This is a genomic window from Pseudomonas sp. GNP013 (assembly GCF_054343995.1).
The window spans coordinates 4,715,409-4,735,100 of sequence record NZ_JBTGUT010000001.1; the positions used below are offsets into that span (position 1 = coordinate 4,715,409).

The 19,692-nt window shown below is 62.8% G+C and carries 16 protein-coding genes; all 16 read right to left on the reverse strand.

From position 1 onward, the window contains the following. The 16 genes from ACXX81_RS20785 to ACXX81_RS20860 all read right to left on the reverse strand — a co-directional run bounded on the left by ACXX81_RS20785 (position 1) and on the right by ACXX81_RS20860 (position 19,546). Complete coding sequence (locus ACXX81_RS20785) at positions 1-735, reverse strand: amino acid ABC transporter ATP-binding protein (protein WP_458572312.1); 735 nt, start codon at positions 733-735, stop codon at positions 1-3. Further along, entirely contained in the window at positions 728-1,687 is a 960-nt protein-coding gene (locus ACXX81_RS20790) for an amino acid ABC transporter permease (RefSeq protein WP_209987531.1), read from the reverse strand. The genes ACXX81_RS20785 and ACXX81_RS20790 overlap by 8 nt, the downstream gene beginning before the upstream one ends. 129 nt (positions 1,688-1,816) lie before the next feature. Beyond that, on the reverse strand, positions 1,817-2,614 hold the full coding sequence (locus ACXX81_RS20795) for a transporter substrate-binding domain-containing protein (protein WP_209990623.1): 798 nt from the start codon (positions 2,612-2,614) through the stop codon (positions 1,817-1,819). Positions 2,615-2,745: 131 nt separating this feature from the next. Continuing rightward, complete coding sequence (locus ACXX81_RS20800) at positions 2,746-3,546, reverse strand: transporter substrate-binding domain-containing protein (protein ID WP_322212422.1); 801 nt, start codon at positions 3,544-3,546, stop codon at positions 2,746-2,748. 185 nt (positions 3,547-3,731) lie between these two features. Beyond that, the gene (gene mdoH / locus ACXX81_RS20805) at positions 3,732-6,302 is read right to left on the reverse strand and encodes a glucans biosynthesis glucosyltransferase MdoH (protein ID WP_209987525.1); all 2,571 of its coding nucleotides are present in this window, start codon (positions 6,300-6,302) and stop codon (positions 3,732-3,734) included. After that, positions 6,295-8,040 carry a glucan biosynthesis protein G gene (locus tag ACXX81_RS20810; RefSeq protein ID WP_209987523.1) on the reverse strand — a complete coding sequence of 582 codons (1,746 nt, stop codon included), beginning with the start codon at positions 8,038-8,040 and terminating at the stop codon, positions 6,295-6,297. Before ACXX81_RS20810 ends, mdoH begins: the two co-directional genes overlap by 8 nt. Before the next feature lie 266 nt (positions 8,041-8,306). Beyond that, a complete protein-coding gene (dtd, locus tag ACXX81_RS20815; RefSeq protein WP_209987520.1) occupies positions 8,307-8,744 on the reverse strand; it encodes a D-aminoacyl-tRNA deacylase in 438 nt (145 codons plus the stop codon). Beyond that, a complete protein-coding gene (gene pip, locus ACXX81_RS20820; protein ID WP_003237417.1) occupies positions 8,741-9,712 on the reverse strand; it encodes a prolyl aminopeptidase in 972 nt (323 codons plus the stop codon). The genes dtd and pip overlap by 4 nt, the downstream gene beginning before the upstream one ends. A gap of 369 nt (positions 9,713-10,081) precedes the next feature. Further along, positions 10,082-10,882 (reverse strand): N-formylglutamate deformylase, encoded by an 801-nt coding sequence (gene hutG, locus ACXX81_RS20825; protein ID WP_458572313.1) that lies wholly within the window; start codon positions 10,880-10,882, stop codon positions 10,082-10,084. A gap of 11 nt (positions 10,883-10,893) precedes the next feature. Next, complete coding sequence (gene hutI, locus ACXX81_RS20830; RefSeq protein WP_231422709.1) at positions 10,894-12,099, reverse strand: imidazolonepropionase; 1,206 nt, start codon at positions 12,097-12,099, stop codon at positions 10,894-10,896. A 12-nt stretch (positions 12,100-12,111) separates the two neighbouring features. Further along, the gene (hutH, locus tag ACXX81_RS20835; RefSeq protein WP_458572314.1) at positions 12,112-13,650 is read right to left on the reverse strand and encodes a histidine ammonia-lyase; all 1,539 of its coding nucleotides are present in this window, start codon (positions 13,648-13,650) and stop codon (positions 12,112-12,114) included. A 25-nt stretch (positions 13,651-13,675) separates the two neighbouring features. Beyond that, positions 13,676-15,184, reverse strand: coding sequence for an HAL/PAL/TAL family ammonia-lyase (locus ACXX81_RS20840; protein ID WP_458572315.1), 1,509 nt, complete (start codon positions 15,182-15,184; stop codon positions 13,676-13,678). Positions 15,185-15,320: 136 nt separating this feature from the next. Further along, positions 15,321-16,145: a quaternary amine ABC transporter ATP-binding protein gene (locus ACXX81_RS20845; protein ID WP_209987504.1), complete on the reverse strand. Its 825-nt coding sequence runs from the start codon at positions 16,143-16,145 to the stop codon at positions 15,321-15,323. Then, positions 16,142-16,993, reverse strand: coding sequence for an ABC transporter permease (locus ACXX81_RS20850; RefSeq protein WP_209987501.1), 852 nt, complete (start codon positions 16,991-16,993; stop codon positions 16,142-16,144). Before ACXX81_RS20850 ends, ACXX81_RS20845 begins: the two co-directional genes overlap by 4 nt. A 72-nt stretch (positions 16,994-17,065) precedes the next feature. Beyond that, the gene (locus ACXX81_RS20855) at positions 17,066-18,019 is read right to left on the reverse strand and encodes an ABC transporter substrate-binding protein (RefSeq protein WP_458572316.1); all 954 of its coding nucleotides are present in this window, start codon (positions 18,017-18,019) and stop codon (positions 17,066-17,068) included. Between the two features lie 69 nt (positions 18,020-18,088). Then, positions 18,089-19,546, reverse strand: coding sequence for a purine-cytosine permease family protein (locus ACXX81_RS20860; protein ID WP_458572317.1), 1,458 nt, complete (start codon positions 19,544-19,546; stop codon positions 18,089-18,091). Positions 19,547-19,692 lie beyond the last annotated feature (146 nt).

Below are 19,692 nucleotides of genomic sequence, written 5' to 3' on the forward strand. Positions count from 1 at the left end.
CTACAGGACCTGACGCAGAAACGCCTGGGCACGCGGGTCCCTGGGCGCGGCGAAGAATTCGGCCGGGGCCGCGTCTTCGAGCAACTTGCCGTGGTCGAAGAACAGCACCCGGTCCGCCACTTCACGGGCAAAACCCATTTCGTGGGTGACGCAGACCATGGTCATGCCTTCCAGGGCCAGGGTCTTCATCACGTCCAGCACTTCGCCGACCATTTCCGGGTCCAGCGCCGAGGTGGGCTCGTCGAACAGCATCACCTTGGGCTCCATGGCCAGGGCGCGGGCAATCGCCACCCGCTGTTGCTGCCCGCCGGAGAGGCGTGAGGGAAACTCATTGGCTTTCTGCGCAATGCCGACCTTTTCCAGCAGCGCCAGGGCCTTGGCTTCGCGCTCCTTTTTACCGCGCTTGCGCACCACTTTTTGCGCCAGGCAGAGGTTTTCCAGCACGGTCATGTGGGGGAACAGGTTGAAGTGCTGGAACACCATACCGACCTCGCGGCGGTAGGCGTTCACATCGGTCTTGGGGTCGGCCAGTTGCAGGCCGTCAATGCTCACCGAGCCCGAGTCGAAGACTTCCAGGCCGTTAAGGCAGCGCAGGAAGGTGGACTTGCCGGAACCGGACGGACCGATCACTACCAGCACCTCGCCCCTGGCCACCTGGGTGGTGACGTGATCGACCGCACGCACCACCTGCCCACGGGTATCAAAGACTTTTACCAGATCGCGGACTTCAATCACTTTGCGCGAGCCTCCGCTCAAGCCGGCTGGCCATTTTCGACAGCGGCAGGTTGATCAGCAGGTACAGGCCTGCGACGCAGAACAGGATTTCAAACGGCGAAAACGAGGTGGTGATCACCTCACGGCCGCTTTTGAGCAGTTCGGTGATGGCGATGACCGAGACCAGCGACGTGTCTTTCACCAGGCTGATAAATTGTCCGGCCAGAGGCGGCAGTACGCGCTTGAAGGCCTGCGGCAGTACCACGTGACGCATCGACTGGCTGGCACTCAGGCCCAGGGAACGCGCGGCCTCGTCCTGGCCACGGGTGATGGACTGCACGCCGGCCCGCACGATTTCCGCTACATAGGCGCCGGTGAACAACGACAGTGCGGCGATCCCGGCGAACTCCCGGGACAGGTTGAGCACGGTGCCGATGAAGAAATAGAAGATGAAGATCTGCACCAGCAGCGGCGTGCCACGCACCAGTTCGACGTAGAGCGTCGACAGGTCGCGCAAGGTGGGGTTGCTGGACAGTCGGCACAGGCCGGTCGCCAGGCCAATCGCCAACCCGAGGACCCCGGAGACCACCGACAGCCACAAGGTTGTCCACAAGCCCCACATCAGCGGGCCGAGTGCCCAATGGCGGTTCACCCCAATCACATCGCCTTCGGCCACATCATCGCCGCGCGCCACTTGCAGGCTGTTGTCTGCCACGCTCACGCGTTGCTCGGCGCCGGCGTCATTGCGCAGGGTCACTTCAGCGATGTCGCCCTTGCGCACCAGGTCGATAACGGTGGAGATGTCGGCAGCGCGCTGGGCTTCTTCGGCCTGATAGGCGAAGTACTGCGGCACGCGGTTCCAGCGCCACTCGTAGGCCATCAGCGAGGTGGCGTAATACAACGCGCCAGCCAGGCCGACCAGCACGACCACGGTCAACAGGTGCCAGGGCCATTGGGCTTTTTTCTGTTTCATTTCACTTTCCGAAAGATTTTTCGCCTGTGATGCCGTCTTCGCGAGCAAGCCCGCTCCCACCGTTGGAGTGCGTTCCAAGTGTGGCAGCGGGCTTGCTCGCGAAGGCCGCGACGCGGTGCTCAGCCAGGCTTATTCCATGTCCTTGAGCCACTCGGCGCTCTTGAACCACTTGTCATGGATGCGATCGTAGGTGCCGTCGTTGCGGATCTGGTGCAGAAAATTGTTGATGTAGTTGAGACTGTCGTAGTCGCCCTTCTTCAGGCCGAACGCCAGGGGTTCAAAGGTGAAGGGTTCGTCAAGGAACACCAGCTTGCCGTTGCCGACCTTTTTCTCGGCGACCACGTTGTACGGTGCGTCGTAGACGAACGCGTCGGCCTTGCCATTGACCACGTCCAGCACGCCTTCCTGTTCGTTGTCGTAGCCGTGGTACTTGGCTTTGGCGATCAGCTTTTTGGCGACCATCTCACCGGTGGTGCCGAGCTTGGAGGTCAGGCGGTACTTCTCGTCGTTGAGGTCTTTGTAGGACTTGATGGTGCCTTCCAGCTCCTTGCGAATCAGCAGCGTCTGGCCGACCACGATGAAGGGTTCGCTGAAGTTCAGGCGCAGGTTGCGCTCCTGGGTCAGGGTCATGCCGCTGCCGATCATGTCGAACTTGCCGGTGAGGAAGGCCGGGATGATGCCGTCGTAGCCGGTGGACACCAGCTCCAGCTTGACGCCCATGGACTTGGCCATGGCCTTGAGGATATCGACTTCGAAACCGATGATTTCACCGCGCTTGTCGGTCATTTCGAACGGCATGTAGGTCGGGTCCATGCCGACCTTGAGCGTGCCGCGCTTGACCGCATCATCGATGGCGCCGGCCTGGGCCGCCGTGGCGGCTACCAGCGCAGTGACGCCGAGCATCAGCATCGACAGATACTTTTTCATCATCAAGTCCCCTGAACCATTCTTGTAAGGTCGGCGCGCAAAAAGGGCTGCACCATTTCGGGGTGCGATCCTAACTCACTCGCTGCCTGTCACAAAGGTTTCACGGGTAAATCTTGTCGGCGTCATGACCTTCACTCGACGTCCGCCATCCAGTCAGTGTCCTTGAACCACTTGTCGTGCAGGTGATCGTAGGTGCCGTCCTGGGCCACCTGATTGAGAAAGTGGTTGATCCAGTTGACGCTGTCGTAATCGCCCTTTTTGAGGCCGAACGCCAGCGGCTCAAAGGTGAAGGGCTGCTCCAGGGCCAGCAACGTGGCGTTTTCCGGACGCGCCATGGCAATCAGGTTGTAGGGCGCATCGTGAATGAACGCATCGGCCTTGCCCTCCACCACCTGCCGCACACCTTCCTCGGGGGTGACGAAACTGCTGAACCGGGGCGTGCGCAAAAAACGTCGCGCGGCAGCCTCGCCGGTGGTGCCCTGATTGACAGCGATGTGATAACCCGCCTCGTCGAGGTCTTCGATGCTGGACACCTTGCCGGCCAGGCGCGGATGCAGCAACACGGTCTGGCCCACCACGATAAAGGAGTCGCTGAAGTTGAGCGCGAGGTTGCGCTCCTGGGTGACGGTCATGCCGCTGCCGATGAGGTCGAATTTCTTCGCCATCAGCCCCGGCACCAACTCTGTATACGGCACCACGACCAGCTCCAGCTCGACACCCAGGGCTCGGCTCATGGTGCGCAGCAGGTCGATCTCGAAACCGACAATGCGTCCCTGCCTGTCCTTCATTTCGAAAGGGGTGTAAGTGGGCGTGGTGCCTACTTTGAGCACGCCACGGCGCACCGCGTCGTCCAGCGCACCAGCCGCCGACACGCCGGCGTGCGTCAATGCGACAGCGCCGATCAGCAGTGCCGAACAAAACCTTTTGATCATGAGTGCCCCGTGGCGCATTGAATGTGGGGGGCGATGCTACCCCAGCCACAGGCGCCGCAATACGTCTCGAACAAAGGTCTTTTGTTTCGAAATAACAAGGGGTTAATGCTTAAAGGAAGAAGCCGGAAACGCTGTAGGATCCGCGCTGGAAACGCCCCCGAGAAGAACCCTCGGGGGCGTCTGAATCAGGCCGGTTGGGCCCGCGACACTTGTGGCTGCAGTGGCAGCAAAGGCGCGTGCGGATCAGCCTTGATCGAGGCACGCCAGGCGTCAAGCCACTCGGCATGCCCTTCGCTCCATACCTGTTCATGCAGGCGAGCCAGGGCGACCGGGTCGCTGAGCAAGGCCACACGCTCGGCGTTGGTCAGGCCGGCAGGGCCGACTTTCAACGCATGGCGCACACGCTCGACGCGCAGGTACTCGATCGGCTCCGCTTCACGGTGCCGCGAGGTCGCCAGGGCACAGGCCAGGGCGTTCTGCTGCGGGTCGACCACCGAACGCACGAACCCGTCATTGAGGGCGTGCCAGCGGTTTTCGTGGGTGTACTTCTCGGTCGACAGCAGCGCCTGCGGCGGGTTGTATTCCTCTGGGATGAGGAACAGGCTCTCGTCGCGGGATTTGAGACCCAGGTTGACCCGGCTGGATATCACCGACACCGGAATCGACAGCATCAGCGACCCGACAATCGGCACCAGCCACCACAGGAAGCTTGGGTTCAACCACACCACCAGCAGTGCCCACAGGAAGCCGAGCACGGTTTGCGGACCGTGGCGCTTGACCGCTTCGCTCCAGGGTGTGGAGTCGTCGTCACGCTGCGGCGAATTCCAGGTCGCAGCCCAGCCGAGGAACGCGGCGAGCACGAAGCGGGTGTGGAAGATCATGCGCACCGGCGCCAGCAGCATGGAGAACAGCATCTCCAGCAGCATCGACAGGGTCACCTTGAACTTGCCACCGAACTCTTTCGCGCCCTTGGCCCAGATCAGGATGATGCTCAGCAGTTTAGGCAGGAACAGCAGCACGATGGTGGTGGAGAACAGCGCCACCGCCTTGTCCGGATGCCATTGCGGCCACAGCGGATACAACTGGCGCGGCGCCATGAAGTATTGCGGCTCCATCAGCGTGTTTACCGCCAGCAACGCGGTGGACAGCACCAGGAACAGGAACCACAGCGGCGCCGACAGGTAAGACATCACGCCGGTGAGGAATACCGCACGGTGCACCGGGTGCATGCCCTTGACCAGAAACAGGCGGAAGTTCATCAGGTTGCCGTGGCACCAGCGACGGTCACGCTTGAGTTCGTCGAGCAGGTTAGGCGGCAGTTCTTCGTAGCTGCCCGGCAGGTCGTAGGCAATCCACACGCCCCAACCGGCACGGCGCATCAGCGCGGCTTCAACGAAGTCGTGAGACAGAATGGAACCGGCGAACGCGCCTTTGCCCGGCAATGGCGCCAGGGCGCAATGCTCGATAAACGGCTTCATGCGGATGATCGCGTTGTGACCCCAGTAGTGGGATTCACCCAACTGCCAGAAGTGCAGGCCGGCGGTGAACAGCGGGCCATAAACACGGGTAGCGAACTGCTGCATGCGCGCATACAGGGTGTCCATGCCCGACGCACGCGGCGCGGTCTGGATAATCCCGGCATCCGGCGTGGCTTCCATCAGGCGCACCAGGCTGGTCAGGCATTCGCCGCTCATCACGCTGTCGGCGTCGAGCACCACCATGTACTTGTATTCACCGCCCCAGCGACGGCAGAAGTCGTCGAGGTTGCCGCTCTTGCGCTTGACGCGACGACGACGACGGCGATAGAAAATCTTGCCGAAACCGCCGGCTTCGCGGCACACGTCGAGCCAGGCTTGCTGTTCGGCGATGCAGATGTCGGCTTCGTTACTGTCGCTGAGCACGAAGAAGTCGAAGCGATCCAGGTCACCGGTGGCGGCCACCGATTCGAACGTGGCGCGCAAACCCGCGAATACACGCGGCACGTCTTCGTTGCAGATCGGCATCACCAGCGCAGTGCGGGCGTCTTTCGGAATGGGCTCGTCGCCGGCGCTTTTACCGGAGATCCGGTATTTGTCGTGGCCGGTCAGCAATTCGAGGAAGCCCATCAACGCGGTCCAGAAACCCGCCGACACCCAGCAGAACAGAATCCCGAACATGATCAGGATGCTGGTTTGCAAGGCGTAAGGCAGGACCTGGGTGGCGGTTTGCAGCAGGGTCTGGTTGCGGATCTCGTCGAAGTCGACCAGCGACCAGCCCTGGTACGGCATGATGCCTTTCATGTACCAGCCGGCCACGATGGTCTGGCCGAGCATCAGCACCAGCAGGATATAGCGGCGGATCGAACCCACGGTACGCCAGCGCGCGGCCGGCAATACGCGCTCGTCCTTGGGTGGCGCGGGCGGGTTGGAGCGACCGGTGATACGGCGCCAGCCGCGCACCAGGATATTGGTGCGCCATGGCTCCGGCACGACCTTGGTGCGCCGGATCGGCGGCGTGGCCTTGAGGCACACGCGACCGCTGGCATCGAGCGCGAGCATTTCCGCGTCCTGCAGCTCTTCGGCGCTGTTGAGCGTCAGGCGCCGGCCAACCGACGCCTGGGCGGCGTCGACCGGTGCGTCGAAGGTGGCGGACGACAGGCGTTCGTGCAGCTCGCTGAAGGATGAGCAACCGGCCAGTTCGGCCCGTTGCTCAGCGGTCATCGGCAGGTGCGCCAGGTACTCGGACAACGTCTCTGGCTTGGCTTGAGAATTACTCATCGGCTGGCAACTGGTAGCTCCAGGTCTCGCTCAGGACTTGTTCGGTCTTGATCGGCTCTGGTGTGACTGGGGCGGCGTCCGGCTGCTTGGCTTCCTTGTCTTTCGCTTCCTTGGCGTCCTTTTTAGCCTGTTTTTCGTGTTGCTTGGCCAGCACTTTGTCAGCCTTGAGCACGTGACTGGTGTCCTGCTCGGGGGCAGGCGGGGCAACATCCTGCACCAGTGCGGCACGCATTTCGGTCGGCTTGCCTGCGTCCTTGATCTTCATGCGCAGGGTCAAACGCCAGCCTTTGGTGTGCTCGTTGTAGCGCACGCTGTTTTCAACCAGTTCGGCGTTGTCGCCAACGCTCACCTGGCTGCGCACCGGAGCATCGGGCGGCAGGTTCTTCAGGGACGGACCCTCGAAGTCCACCAGGTAGGCCACGGTGCCATCCGGCTGACGGATCAGGTTGGACTGCTTGACGTCGCCGGTCGAACGCAAGGTCTGCTTGACCCAGGCGCTGTCGGTCGGGTGCAGGGCTTTTTCGTCCATGGTCCAGTGCAGGCGATAGGAAACGTCCAGCGGCTCGCCGACTTTCGGCAGCTCGGCCGGGCTCCAGAACGCAACGATGTTGTCGTTGGTCTCGTCAGCGGTCGGGATCTCTACCAGGTCGACGGTGCCTTTGCCCCAGTCGCCTTCAGGCTCGATCCAGGCGCTTGGGCGCTTGTCATAGTTGTCGTCGAGGTCTTCATAGTGGCTGAAGTCGCGGCCACGTTGCAGCAGGCCGAAACCACGCGGGTTCTCGACGCCGAAGTTGCTGACCGACAAGTGTTTTGGATTGTTCAGCGGGCGCCAGATCCACTCGCCGTTGCCGGCATGGATCGACAGGCCGCTGGAATCATGCAGCTCGCGGCGGTAGTTGAGCACCTTGGACGGCTGATTGGCACCGAACAGGAACATGCTGGTCAACGGCGCAACGCCGAGCTTGCTGACCTTGTCACGCAGGAACATCTGCGATTTGACGTCGACAATGGTGTCGCTGCCAGGGCGCAGAGTCAGGCGGTAAGCGCCGGTGGCGCGTGGCGAGTCGAGCAGCGCATAGATGACCAGTTGTTTTTCACCGGGCTTGGGGCGTTCGACCCAGAATTCGGTGAAGCGCGGGAACTCTTCGCCGGACGGCAGGGCAGTATCGATCGCCATGCCACGCGCGGACAGGCCGTAGGTCTGGCCCTTGCCGACGACGCGGAAATAGCTCGCGCCGAGCATGGTCATGATTTCGTCTTGCTTGTCGTTCTGGTTGATCGGGTACAGCACACGGAAACCGGCGTAACCCAGTTGTTCGGTGGCCTTGGGATCAAACTTGACGTCGCCGAAATCGAAGCGCGTCGGGTCGTATTTGATTTCCTGAACGCTGTCGGCGGTCACTTCGTTGATCTTCACCGGTGTATCGAAGTGCATACCCTGGTGATAGAAGGACAGCTTGAACGGGGTGTTCTGATCGGCCCATTCGGCTTTCTCGTTGCGGAAACGAATTTTCTGGTAGTCCGCAAATTTCATTTCACGGAATTCGTTCGGCAGATTGCTGCGCGGAGCTTCGTATTTCTGCCCAGCCAGCTCTTTAGCCTTGGCCGACACATCGTCCAGACTGAATGCCCACAGTTGACCCGCGCCGAACAGGCAAAACAGGGCAGAGCCCGTTACCAGTGCGTTTCGTAACCGTTTGGCAGACAATTTTGGTGCATTACAGGGACTAACAATCACGAGCAACCCTCGCCGAAAACAGATCAAAAAACCAACGGCCAGCTATCTAAATGCCAGGTTGGCGAGCATTGTTCCGACTCCCATGGGGCAAAATGATTCCCCGCTGGTGGTCAGACAAGTCTCTACCTAAGTCAAAATTGGACCAAACCACGCTGATCCCCGTAGCGCGCGATTATCTAGTAGCCCGCGAGACAACGCATCAGGGACAACAAAGTATTTATAGCGAAACCCCACGATTTTTGGCCTTGAAGTCGTTTTTAGTACATTCACGTCTGTAACAGGAAGGTCACAGGGCCATCATTGACCAGATGCACCTGCATATCGGCGCCGAAACGCCCTGAAGCCACCCTGCCATGCAATTGTTGCGCTTGTAACAACAAGTGATCAAAAAGCGCCGCGCCCAGGGCAGGCGGTGCCGCCGTGGTGAAGCTTGGCCGCAACCCGCTTTTGGTATCCGCCGCCAGGGTGAACTGCGACACCAGCAGCAAGCCGCCGTCAACGTCCTTCAACGACAGGTTCATCTTGCCCTCGTCGTCGCTGAACACCCTGTAGTTAAGCAGCTTGTGCAGCAATTTGTCGGCGCTTTGCGGCGTATCTGAAGGCTCGACCGCCACCAGCACCAGCAAACCCTGGTCAATGGCCCCTACGACTTCACCGGCCACTTCGACCCGGGCGCCACGCACCCGTTGCAGCAGCCCTTTCATGCTTCTTCTGGCGGCAGATCAAGCAGGCGCCGTGCCATCTCGCCGGTCGCGCGCACCAGAGCATCGGTGATGCCGGGCTCGGAGGCCGCATGCCCGGCTTCGCGGATCACTTGCAGCTCGCTGTTGGGCCAGGCCTGATGCAGCTCCCAGGCGTTATCCAGCGGGCAGATCATGTCGTAGCGACCGTGAATGATGACGCCAGGCAGATGGGCGATCTTGTGCATGTCGCGAATCAGCTGGTTGGGTTCCAGGAAGGAATTGTTGGTGAAATAGTGACATTCGATACGCGCGATGGACAGCGCCCGCTGCGGCTCGGAGAACCGCTCCACATGTTGTGGGCTCGGGCACAGGCCGAGCATGCGCCCTTCCCAGCCGGACCAGGCCTTGGCCGCGTGCATCTGGGCGATCTGGTCGTTGCCGGTAAGGCGCTTGTGGTAGGCCGCAATCATGTCGTGGCGCTCGTCCGCCGGGATCGGCGCGAGGTAGTCCTGCCAGTAGTCGGGGAACAGGCGGCTGGCGCCTTCCTGGTAAAACCAGTGAATGTCCTGCGGGCGCGCCAGGAAAATGCCGCGAACGATCAGCCCATGCACGCGCTCGGGGTGGGTCTGGGCGTAGGCCAGCGACAACGTCGAGCCCCAGGAACCGCCGAACAGCACCCATTTGTCGATGCCCAGGTGCTCGCGGATGCGCTCAAGGTCGGCGACCAGGTCCCAGGTGGTGTTGTTTTCCAGGCTCGCGCGGGGGGTGGAGCGCCCGCAGCCGCGCTGGTCGAAGGTGACGATGCGGTACAGGTTCGGATCGAAATAGCAGCGGCTCTGCGCATCGCAACCGGAGCCCGGGCCGCCGTGAATGAACACCACAGGCAAGCCTTCGGGGGAGCCACTTTCATCGACATACAAGGTATGGGTGTCATCGACGGCCAGATCGTGCCGGGCGTAGGGTTTGATCTGCGGGTACCAAGTCTGCATTGCGCGCTCCGTAGGGGGTCGGGTTCATCCCTGGGGGGACGTCTTTTATTTTGCCGTCTGGCACTATAAACCCGAATTGTGCAATGAGCATGTCCTTGAGCAGGCAACGCTGTGAATACCCTGCAATCTGGGGCACTTAGCGCTGCCACGGCGCAAACTGGAGCCTCTGTGGCGAGCGGGCTTGCCCCGCGTTGGGGTGCGAAGCGCCCCCTATCAAGGAAAACGCGGTGTACCTGACCCTTCGCAGAGCATGGTTTCAGGGCTGCTGCGCAGCCCAACGCGGGACAAGCCCGCTCGCCACAGGGATGTGGTTACCTGAAAGTCAACGTTAGCGGGCTTTCTCCCTTCCACAGGCGTTCTGTGTTGTGTCTATGCATAGCGCGCCTGACCCCAGGCCAGCATCTGCTCAAGCAACTGCCTGAGCACCACCCGCGTCGGTTCCGCCAGGTCAGGGCGATAGCGGAACGGTTCAACCTCTTCCATATAAGCGCTCTGGCACAGCTCCAGTTGCACCGCGTGGATATCCTGCGCCGGGTCGCCGTAATACCGGGTGATATGCCCGCCCTTGAAACGCCCGTTCAGCACGTGGCTGTATTGCGGATGCCTGGCGCAGATGGCTTCCAGCTGGCTGGCCAGTTCGGGGTCGCAGGCGGCGCCGTTGAAGGTGCCGAGGTTGAAGTCCGGGAGTTTGCCGTCGAACAGGTGCGGGATCACCGAGCGGATCGAGTGCGCATCGAACAGCAGCGCGTAGCCGAACTCGGCCTTGAGTCGTACCAGTTCCTCTTGCAGCGCGCGGTGATACGGCCCCCAGATCTTTTGCAGGTAGCTGGCGCGCTCTGCCTCGCTCGGCTCCAGGCCTTCACGGAACAATGGCACGCCATCGAACAATGTTGCCGGATACAGCCCGGTGGTAGCGCCGGCGTAGAGCGGCTTGTCGTCCGACGGCCGGTTCAGATCGATGACAAACCGCGAGTACTCCGCCGAGAGGGTGCTGGCTCCCAACGCCTCGGCAAAGTCGTACAGCGTGGGGATGTGCCAGTCGGTGTCCGGCAGGCTTTGTGCCTCGGGAATCAGCCCCGCCTCGACGGCGGGCGTGAGACGCAGGCCGACGTGGGGCATGCTGATCAGCAGCGGCGTGCGGCCTTGTTTGAAGTTCAGAACCTTATCCACAGCAATGCTCCTTACACAGTGACGTCGACGCCGTGGCGCACCACGCGTTTGTCCAGGTCGCCGCCCAGCCAGTAGGCCAGGTCGGCGGGGCGATCAATCTGCCAGGCGACAAAATCGGCGACCTTGCCCACTTCCAGTGAACCATGGGTGTCGCCCATGCCCAGCGCGGTGGCCGCATGCCGGGTGGCGCCGGCCAGGGCTTCTTCGGGCGTCATGCGGAACAGGGTGCACGCCATATTCAGCATCAGGCGCACCGACAGTGCCGGCGAGGTCCCGGGGTTGAGGTCGCTGGCGATGGCGATTTTCACGCCGTGTTTGCGCAGGGCGTCCATCGGCGGCAGCTGGGTTTCGCGCAGGAAGTAGAACGCGCCCGGCAGCAATACCGCGACAGTGCCAGAGGCGGCCATGGCGAGGGCGTCTTCCTCGGTCATGAACTCCAGATGATCGGCCGACAGCGCGTGGTAGCGTGCCGCCAGGCTGGAGCCGTGCAGCGACGACAATTGCTCGGCGTGCAGCTTCACCGGTAAGCCAAGCTGCCGGGCAACCTTGAACACGCGCTCCACCTGCTCGGTGGAAAACGCCAGGTACTCGCAGAACGCGTCGACCGCATCCACCAGCCCCTCTGCCGCCAGGGCCGGCAGCATCTCGTTGCAGATGTGCTCGATGTAATCGTCGGCACGGTCCTTGTACTCCGGCGGCAGTGCGTGTGCGGCCAGGCACGTGGCGCGCACGCTCACCGGCAGCGCGTCACCGAGGCGACGGGCCACGCGCAGCATCTTGCGTTCGTTGGCCAGGTCCAGGCCGTAGCCGGACTTGATCTCCACCGTGGTCACGCCGTCTCTCAACAGGCTGCGCAGACGCTTGTGGGCGCTGGCGAACAGCTCGTCTTCGCTGGCGGCACGCGTGGCGCGCACGGTGCTGGCAATGCCGCCGCCCTGAGCGGCGATCTCGGCATAGCTCACGCCCTGAAGGCGCTGCTCGAATTCGCCGCTGCGGTTGCCGCCGAACACGGTGTGGGTATGGCAGTCGATCAGCCCGGGGGTGACCCAGGCGCCTCGCAGGTCATGCACCTGAGCGTAGTCCGCCGCCGGCAACTGGCTGCGCGGGCCGATCCATTCGATCAGCGAATCGGCGGTGACCAGCGCGGCATCCTCGATGATCGAGTAGGTGCCGTCAGCCATGGTTGCGACGTGACAGTGTTGCCAAAGGGTTTTCATCCAACCTCCTCGTTACAGGCTCGGCAGCAACTGCGCCGGCACCAGCTCGTTCAGGCAGCGACCGGCAAGCAGTTCGCTGGCGGCGATGATGTCCGGGGCGAAGAAGCGGTCCTTGTCGTAGAACGCCACTTTATCGCGCAGCAAGCCTCGGGCCTGTTCAAGTACCGGCGAGGTGTTGAGGCCGTCGCGCAGGTCCAGGCCCTGGCAGGCTGCCAGCCATTCCACGGCGAGGATGCCTCGGGTGTTCTCGGCCATTTCCCACAGACGCTTGCCGGCGGCCGGGGCCATCGATACGTGATCTTCCTGGTTGGCGGAGGTGGGCAGGCTGTCGACACTGTGGGGATGAGCGAGGGCTTTGTTCTCGCTGGCCAGCGCGGCGGCTGTGACCTGAGCGATCATAAAGCCTGAGTTGACCCCGCCATTGCCCACCAGAAACGGCGGCAATTGCGACATGTGCTTGTCCATCATCAGCGAGATGCGCCGTTCGCTCAGCGCGCCGATCTCAGCCAGCGCCAGCGCCATGTTGTCGGCGGCCATCGCCACCGGCTCGGCGTGGAAGTTGCCGCCGGAGATCACATCACCTTCGACGGCGAACACCAGCGGGTTGTCCGACACCGCGTTGGCTTCGACCGCCAGCACCTCGGCCGCCTGGCGCAACTGGGTCAGGCAGGCGCCCATCACTTGCGGCTGGCAGCGCAGGGAATAAGGGTCCTGCACCTTGTCGCAGTTCTGGTGCGACTGCGACACCTGGCTGCTGTCACCGAGCAGCGTTCGGTAAGCCGCCGCCGCATCGATCTGCCCACGCTGGCCGCGCGCGGCGTGGATTCGCGCGTCGAACGGTGAGCGCGAGCCCAGTACCGCTTCAACCGTGAGGCTGCCGCAGACAAGCGCGCCGGCAAACAGGTCTTCGCCTTCGAACAGCCCGCGCAAGGCGTAGGCGGTGGACACCTGGGTGCCGTTGAGCAGCGCCAGGCCTTCCTTGGCGGCGAGGGTCAGCGGCGTGAGGCCGGCGATTTTCAGCGCGTCCACGGCCGTCAGCCATTCGCCTTTGTAGCGCGCCTTGCCCTCGCCCAGCAGCACCAGGGACATGTGCGCCAGGGGCGCGAGGTCGCCGGAGGCACCCACCGAACCCTTGAGCGGAATGTGCGGGTAGACCTCGGCGTTGATCAGCGCGATCAGCGCGTCGATCACCTGGCGACGGATCCCGGAAAACCCGCGGCTCAGGCTGTTGACCTTGAGCACCATGACCAGCCGCACCAGCGCGTCGCTGATGGGTTCGCCGACGCCGGCGGCGTGGGACAGCACCAGCGAGCGCTGCAGGTTTTCCAGGTCTTCGCTGGCGATGCGGGTCGAGGCCAGCAGGCCGAACCCGGTGTTGATGCCGTAGGCGGTGCGGTTCTCGGCGAGAATCTGTTCCACGCAGGCGACGCTGGCTTCGATCTGGTTCGATGCACTGTCATCCAGGCTGAGGGTGACCGACTGCTGGTAGACGGTGCGCAGTTGGGCAAGGCTCAGTTGGCCTGGAATCAGGTTGAGTGCAGTCACGTTCATGCTCCTTGTGAATTATTTTTTGATTTCAATGCAAATTCGGTAATGCAGTGTCGGTGAGCACCCTGGCGGCGGCTTCAATGTCCGGCGCCAGCCAGCGGTCCTGCTCATACGCGGCGACCACCTCGCGCAACAGACGCCAGGCGCGATCGGTACCTGCGCCGAAGCGCTGGTCCTTGAGAAACTCGAACGCCTGGGCTGCCAGCAGGTATTCGATGGCCAGAATCCGCGTCACGTTGGCCAGCAGCTGGTGCAGCTTGAGCGCGGCGTTGGTGCCCATGCTCAGGTGGTCTTCCTGCAGGCCCGAGGTGACGAAGTTGTCGAGCACCGCCGGTTGCGCCAGCTGGCGGTTCTGGCCGCACAGCGACGCGGCGACGTATTGCACGATCATCATCCCGGAGTTCACCCCGGGGTTACTCACCAGAAAGGCCGGCAGGCCGCTGACGTGCGGGTTGATCAGGCGGTCCAGGCGCCGCTCGGCCACCGCGCCGATTTCGGCCATGGCGATGGCGAGCAGGTCGGCGGCCATGGCCACGGACTGACCGTGGGGGTTGGCCTGGGACACCACGCGGTAATGGTCCGGCGTGCCAAGCAGCAGCGGGTTGTCGGTGGCGCCGTTGAGCTCGGTTTCGATCTGGCGGGTCGCGTGCTCCACCTGATCGCGCGAGGCGCCGTGGATCTGCGGGATCGAGCGCAGGCTCAGGGCGTCCTGGGTGCGGATGCCCCTGCTGCCGGCGATCACTTCACTGCCGGCGAGCAGCGCGCGCAGGTTGCTGCCGACGCGCTGCATACCGGGGTGGCGCTTGAGGGCGAGGATCTCTTCGTCAAACGCATCGAGCTGGCCGCGCTGGGCCTCGAAGCTCATGGCGCCGATCACGTCGGCCCATTGCAGCAGGTGATGCGCGTCGGCCAGGGCCAGGCAGCTCAGGCCGGTCATGCACGGCGTGCCGTTGACCAGGCACAAACCATCCTTGGCGCCGAGCATCACGGGCTGCAAATCTTCTGCTTTCAGTGCGTCCTGCGCCGGGACGATCCGGCCGCGATAGCTGACGTCGCCAATTCCCAGCAACGCCACGCCGACATGGGCCATATGGGTCAGGTAACCCACCGATCCCTGGGACGGCACTTGCGGGGTGATGCCGTGGTTGAGCAACGCCAGCAGCGCTTGCACCACCTGCCGATGCAGGCCGGAATGGCCGTGGCTGTAGTTGATGATGGCGGCGCAGATGATCGCGCGGGTCTGCTCGTCACTCAGCGCCGGGCCGACGCCGCAGGCGTGGCTCAGCAGGGTGTTGCGCGACAGCTGGCTGAGCTGTTCGCCCTCAAGCGAGACATTGCACAGCGCCCCCAGCCCGGTGTTGACGCCATAGGCGCGCTCGCCGCTGGTGACGATGCGCTGCACGATGGCCTGGGCATTGTCGATGCGCGCCCAGGCCTGGCCCGACAGTTCGAGCACGGCGCCGTGGCGGGCGACGGCGACCACGTCCTGCCAGCGCAGGGGAGCGTCGGCGATGAGGATTGTTGCTGGCTGGGGCATCTTTGTACCTTCTTCAATGTTTGTGCAGCGTTGCCGGCCCTATCGGGAGCAAGCCCCCTCCCACAGGGAAGCGCATTTCAAATGTGAGAGGGGGCTTGCTCCCGATGAGGCCAGTCGCCTCACCACAAAACCCTGATCAGACCACCGCCGCCCGCCGCTGAACAAACCGGTCCACATACTCATCGGCCGGCGAGTGCAGAATCTCGCGCGGCGTGCCGACCTGGATCAGCTTGCCGTCCTTGAGGATCGCAATGCGGTTGCCGATGCGCACGGCCTCATCCAGATCGTGGGTGATGAACACGATGGTCTTGTGCAGGGTCTTTTGCAGCTCGAGCAACTGGTCCTGCATCTCGGCGCGGATCAGCGGGTCGAGGGCGCTGAAGGCTTCGTCCATCAGGATGATGTCGGTGTCGGCCGCCAACGCGCGGGCCAGGCCGACGCGCTGGCGCATGCCGCCGGAAAGCTGGTGCGGGTATTTGTTTTCGTAGCCCTTGAGGCCTACGGTGTCGACCCAGTGCGCTGCACGTTCGGCGCACACCTGCCTGCTTTCGCCGCGCACCTTGAGGCCATAGGCGACGTTGTCGAGCACGCTCTTGTGCGGCAGCAGGCCGAAGCTCTGGAACACCATGCTGATCTTGTGGCGACGCAATTGGCGCAGCGCTTCCATGTCCAGCTGCAGAATGTCTTCGCCGTCCACTAGGATCGCGCCGCTGGTGGGGTCGATCAGACGGTTGAAATGGCGCACCAGGGTCGACTTGCCGGAACCCGACAGGCCCATGATCACGAAGATCTCGCCGGTGGCGATGCTCAGGGACAGGTCATTGACCCCGACCACGCAGCCGGTCTCGGCCAGCACCTGGTCCTTGGTCTTGCCCTGGCCGATCAGCGCCAGGGCCTCCCTGGAGCGGTTGCCGAAAATCTTGAATACGTTGCGCACTTCGATTTTGCTGACGCTCGTCATTTGCTCGCCTCATGCCGTGGACGACCATAGGCCTGGGTAATGCGGTCGATGACCACCGCGAGAATCACAATCGCAAGGCCGGCTTCAAGGCCACGGCCAACGTTGAGGGTCTGGATGCCGACCAGTACGTCTTCACCCAGGCCACGGGCACCGATCATCGAGGCGATCACCACCATCGACAGCGCCATCATGGTGGTCTGGTTGATGCCGGCCATGATGCTCGGCAGGGCCAGCGGCAATTGCACGCCGAACAGTTGCTGCCAGCGGTTGGCGCCGAAGGCGTTGATGGCTTCCATGACTTCGCCGTCAACCTGGCGAATACCCAGGTCAGTGAGGCGAATCAGCGGTGGCGCGGCGTAGATCACCGTGGCGAAGATCGCCGGCACCTTGCCCAGGCCGAACAGCATCAGCACCGGGATCAGGTACACGAAGCTGGGCATGGTCTGCATGATGTCGAGCAGCGGCATCAGCACCGACCGCAGGCGATTGCTGCGCGCCGACAGGATGCCCAGCGGAATGCCGATCAGCACCGAGATCACCGTAGCGACCATCATCAGCGCCAGGGTTTGCATCAGCTTGTCCCACAGGCCCACGGCGCCCACCAGAAACAGCAAACCGACGATCACGGCGGTGGTCACCACCTTGCGCGTGGCGTGCCAGGCAATGGCGCCGACAATCGCCAGCATCAGCCACCAGGGCGCGGCGCGCAGCAGGCCTTCCAGGTTGACGATGGCCCACAGCAGGGTGTCGGAGATGTGCCGGAACACATCGCCGTAGTTGGTGACCAATGCGTCCACCCACTCGTTGACCCAGTCGGCGATGGAAAACGTAAAACTCTCAGGAAACATAGCGTGCTCTCGATCCAATGGGGTGTGGCCAGGCGCCCGGCCAGCCCTTCAGGGTAGCCGGACGCGCTTGACCTACAAGGCCGCGTCGATTTTTTTGGCGGCCTCGTCGCTGACCCAGGCGTGCCAGACCTCAGGATGTTCCTTGAGGAATATTTTCGCCAGTTTCGGCGATTCGATGCGCTCCTTGGCCATACGGCCCAGGTTCTGGTTGAGCAGGTCGATGGGCAGGTTGACCTTTTCCAGCACGGCCACCAGTTCCGGCGCCTGTTCATGGAATGCCTTGGACAGGCCGACCTTGATGCTCACGCTTTTATCCACGCCGGGTTTTTCCTGCAGCTTGACCAGGTCGACCTGGCCCATCAGCGGCGTCGGCGACCAGTAGTAGAACAGGATCGGCTCGCCACGCTTGTAACTCGACAGCACCGCCGCATCCAGCGCCGGGCCGGTGCCCGGGCGGAAGTTGGTGTAGGTGTTCTCCAGGCCGTAGCTTTTCAGCATTTCGCTGTTGTCCAGCTCACAGGTCCAGCCGGCCGGGCAGTTGTAGAAGCGGCCCTTGGACGGTTCTTCCGGGTCCTTGAACACCTGGGCGTACTTGGCCAGATCTGCGATGTTCTTCAGGTCCGGCGCCTTGGCGACAAGCTTGCGCTTGGCGTCGCCTTCGATCACGTAACGCGGCACGTACCAGCCCTCGATCGCACCGACGATAGGCGCGCCGACGCCCACGACCTTGCCGGCCTTCTCGGCCTTGTTCCAGACTTCGCTGCGGCCCACCCACTCTTCGGCGAACACCTGAATGTCGTTACTGCCCAGGGCGTTTTCCATGGTGATGGAGTTGCCCGGCAGGCTGTCGGTTTTGCAGTCGTAGCCTTTTTCCAACACGGTTTGCAGGATATCGGTCAGCAGCATGCCGCTTTCCCAGTTGAGGCCTGCGAACTTCACCGGCTTGCCGGATTCGCACCAACCGGCCGCCTGGGCGCCGGCGCTTGCCAGAAACAGAGTGGCCAGCAGGGTCTTATGTATTTTCATTGTGGTGACGCTCCCAATCTTGAAATGGATTACGGCAGTCAGTAGGCGTCCTGCCCTGTCCACGTCCCATCAGGCCTGTGCAACCGGCCTGGTTTTTATTGGCGCAGCGCCCTGCTCTGGCGGCAGGATCAGGTGGTCAGGTACCGCGCTGTGCCATTTTTTTGCGCACAGGTAATACAGGCCGGCGGGCAGCACCAGGCCGATGATCCAGGAGATATCCACGTCACCGAGGGCGGCCACCAGCGGGCCGGTGTAGAACTGGGTGGAAATGAACGGCAACTGCACCAGCACGCCAAACGCATAGACGCTGATGCCCAGCAGGTTCCAACGCCCGTAGCGTCCGTTCGGATCGGCCAGGGCCGGCACGTCATAGCGCTCGCGGGTGATGCAGTAATAGTCGACCAGGTTGATCGCGCTCCACGGCGTGAAGAACGCCAGCAGAAACAGGATGAACGACTTGAACGCACCGAGGAACGAGTGCTGGCCGAGCAGCGCGATCAGGGTTGCCGCGCCGACGATGACCAGCACGAACCCCAGACGCTGCCAGCGCGTGACTTCGAGGCGACCGCGAAAGCCGCTGATGATGGTCGCGATGCACATGAAGCTGCCGTAGGAGTTCAGGGTGGAAATCGTGACCTTGCCGAACGCGATGCTGAAATACAGCAACGCAGCGGTAGCCCCCGTGCCGCCCAGGCCAACGATGTAGGCCACTTCGTGACCGGCGAATTGCCCGTTGGACAACGCGGCGGCGAACACACCGAGGATCATCGCCACCTGCGCGCCGATCACCGAACCGGCACCGGCGGCGAGGAAGGTTTTCAGTGATGACGTACGGCTCGGCAGGTAGCGTGAATAGTCCGCCACATACGGGCCGAACGCGATCTGCCAGGAGGCCGCGAGCGACACCGCCAGCAGGAAACTGCTCCAGCTGAAGTGACGGATTTGCAGGAGCGCGCCAACGTCGGCCTGGCTCATCAGGCGGCTGAACAGATAGACAAACGCCACCACCCCAATGACGCTGGCGACGCGGCCGATGAAATGGATCACCCGATAGCCTAGCACCGTGACCAGCACGATGACACTGGCGAACATCAGGATACCGGTGCTGTCACTGACGCCGAACAGCTGGCCCAGCGCCTGGCCGGACAGCACGGTGCCGGTGGCGGTGAAGCCCAGGTACATCAGGCACACCAGCACAATCGGGATGGCCGCGCCGTACACCCCGAACTGCACACGGCTGGAGATCATCTGCGGCAGGCCGAGCTTGGGCCCTTGCGCCGCATGCAGGGCCATGACGCCGCCGCCGATCAGTTGGCCGATCAACAGACCGATCAACGACCAGAACACATCACCGCCCAGCACCACGGCCAGGGCCCCGGTGACGATGGCGGTGATCTGCAGGTTGGCGCCGAGCCACAGGGTGAACTGGCTCAAGAGACGACCGTGTCTTTCCGCTTCCGGGATGTAGTCGATCGAACGTTTTTCGATCAGCGGGGTGCTGCTTGCACGAGCGTCATTTACAGCCATTGTTGTTCAACCTCTGATGGATTGTTCTGCATGCGCATTGCTCTTCTGTGGGAGCTGGCTTGCCTGCGATGGCATCACCTCGGTCTTACTGACAAACCGAGTCGCCTGCATCGCGGGCAAGCCCGGCTCCCACAACAACCGAGCCG